The sequence below is a fragment of the Cellulomonas sp. P4_B5_2 genome, from assembly GCF_056402235.1.
Genome location: NZ_JBFUHU010000424.1, coordinates 1 through 2,581 on the forward strand (window position 1 = coordinate 1; position 2,581 = coordinate 2,581).

2 protein-coding genes and 1 pseudogene are annotated in these 2,581 nt (G+C 72.8%); all 3 read right to left on the reverse strand.

Features of this window, described 5'->3' with window-relative positions; translation table 11 throughout:
• The coding region (locus tag AC1DUQ_RS20500; protein ID WP_477074498.1) for a hypothetical protein at positions 1-533 on the reverse strand (533 nt) is incomplete at its 3' end.
• Entirely contained in the window at positions 533-2,302 is a 1,770-nt protein-coding gene (aspS, locus tag AC1DUQ_RS20505; protein WP_477074499.1) for an aspartate--tRNA ligase, read from the reverse strand. The genes AC1DUQ_RS20500 and aspS, both read right to left, overlap by 1 nt.
• 55 nt (positions 2,303-2,357) lie before the next feature.
• Positions 2,358-2,581, reverse strand: a pseudogene (locus AC1DUQ_RS20510) (hypothetical protein); the annotation flags it as partial.

Genomic DNA, 2,581 nt, shown 5'->3' on the forward strand with positions numbered 1-2,581 from the left:
TGCCAGGACGCGTCGTCGCGCACGCCACGTCGAGCCGAGACACCGACGACGCCGCCCAGCGCGCGGTCGACCTCGACCCCCCACCACCCGAGCTCGTCGGGCGCGGTGGGGTCCGCTGATGTCTCGGGGTTGGCCGAGTGGAGGCAGGTGCGGATCCTGTCTGCGTCGGCCTGCGGATCGAGCCGGACGACGGAGCTCTCCCCCGCGACCCCCGGAGGGGCGGCGTCCGTCGAGAGCCAGTCCCAGGTGGAGAACGGGACCAGATCGAGCCGGGCGAGCACGTCTGCCCGCGGACGAGACCCGCGGGGCACGCTCATCCACCGGGCGTGACCGACGTCCTGGGCGGCGACGAGGCGGTCGACGGAGGCAGGGTCGCCACGCCCGAGCAGGCTGGGACGATCCGGTCCGCCGATCACCAGCACGACCGCGTCGTCGTCCCCGAGGACCTCGACCGCGCTCCAGCGGCTGCGGTCACCGAGCAGCATCCGGTCCTCCCGCCAGCGCGGCGGGAGGACCTCGAGCACGTCGACCATCAGGCCTCGGTGGCGACCTTCGGCTTGGCGTCGACGCCGGCCTCGCGGCGCTGCTCCGGCGTGATCGGTGCCGGCGCAGCCGTCAGCGGGTCGAACCCGCCGCCCGACTTCGGGAACGCGATGACGTCGCGGATCGACTCCGAGCCGGTCAGGAGCGCCAGGATGCGGTCCCAGCCGAACGCGATCCCGCCGTGCGGCGGCGCGCCGAACTGGAACGCCTTGAGCAGGAAGCCGAACTTCTCCTGCGCCTCCTCCGGCCCGATGCCCATGACCTCGAACACGCGCTCCTGCACGTCCCGGCGGTGGATACGGATGGACCCGCCGCCGATCTCGTTGCCGTTGCAGACGATGTCGTACGCGTAGGCCAGCGCGGCACCGGGGTCCTGCTCGAACGTGTCGAGCCACTCCGGCGTCGGTGAGGTGAACGCGTGGTGCACCGCGGTCCAGGCGCCCCCGCCGACCGCCACGTCGTCGTCCTCGCCCGTGGGCTTGAACAGGGGCGCGTCGACCACCCAGACGAACTTCCACTCGTTCTCGTCGATCAGGCCACCGCGGCGACCGATCTCCAGACGCGCGGCACCGAGGAGCGCCCGGGCGTCGTTCACCGGCCCGGCCGCGAAGAACACCGCGTCGCCGGGGTTCGCGCCGACGGCCGCCACGAGCCCGGCGCGCTCCGACTCGGAGAGGTTCTTGGCCACCGGACCGCCGAGCTCGCCGTCCTCACCGACCGTGACGTACGCCAGGCCCTTGGCTCCGCGCTGCTTGGCCCACTCCTGCCACGCGTCGAACCCGCGCCGCGGCGTCGACCCGCCACCGGGCTGCACGACCGCGCCGACGTACGGGGCCTGGAACACCCGGAACGGGGTCTCCGCGAAGTACTCGGTGAGCTCGACCAGCTCGAGCCCGAAGCGCAGGTCCGGCTTGTCGTTGCCGTAGCGCGCCATGGACTCCGCGAACGTGATCCGCGGGATCGGCGTCGGGATGGTGACCCCGATGAGGTCCCAGAGCGCGACCAGGATCTGCTCGCCGAGGGCGATGACGTCGTCCTGCTCGACGAAGCTCATCTCGACGTCCAGCTGCGTGAACTCCGGCTGACGGTCGGCGCGGAAGTCCTCGTCCCGGTAGCAGCGGGCTATCTGGTAGTACCGCTCGAGCCCGCCGACCATGAGCAGCTGCTTGAACAGCTGCGGSSWCTGCGGCAGCGCGTASCAGSAGCCCGGCKSCAGGCGCGCGGGCACCAGGAAGTCGCGRGCRCCCTCSGGGGTGGAGCGGGTCAGGGTCGGSGTCTCGACCTCGACGAAGTCCTGCGCGTCGAGCACGCGACGCGCGGCCTGGTTCGCCTTCGCGCGCAGCTTCATCGCGCGGGCCGGGGCCGGCCGGCGCAGGTCGAGGTACCGGTACTTGAGGCGAGCCTCCTCGCCGATCGGCTCGTCGAGCGAGGACGACACCTGGAACGGCAGCGGCTCGGCCTCGTTGAGCACGACCACCTGCGCGGCGACCAGCTCGACCTCGCCCGTGGCCAGGTTGGGGTTCTCGTTCCCGGCGGGCCGACGCCCGACCTCGCCCGTCACCTGCAGCACGTACTCCGCGCGCAGGCCGTGCGCGACGGCCTCGTCGCGGATGACGACCTGGGCGATGCCCGACGCGTCCCGCAGGTCGACGAACGCCACCCCTCCGTGATCCCGCCGCCGGTCCACCCAGCCCGTGAGGGTGACGGTGGTACCGATGTGCTCGGCTCGCAGCGAGCCGGCCGTGTGGGTGCGGAGCACGGAAGGTCCTTCGGGGTCGGGGTGGTGGGTGCGCCCGTCGGACGCCCGCACGATCTTAGTGCCCGGGCAGGGAGGGGCTCGCCGCGATTTCCACGGTGGTCAGCACGCGGGTGACGGTGGGCGCGGTCGGCACCGACGAGAACCCGAACCTCACCGGTGGCACGACAGGTGCCAGCGCGCCCAGGTCCTCGGACCCCCACAGCGCACGTATCGCGGTGACGGCGTGCTGGTCGGTCGCGGTGTACCACTCGCGTCGGCCCTGGCCTGCGGTGCCGCGGG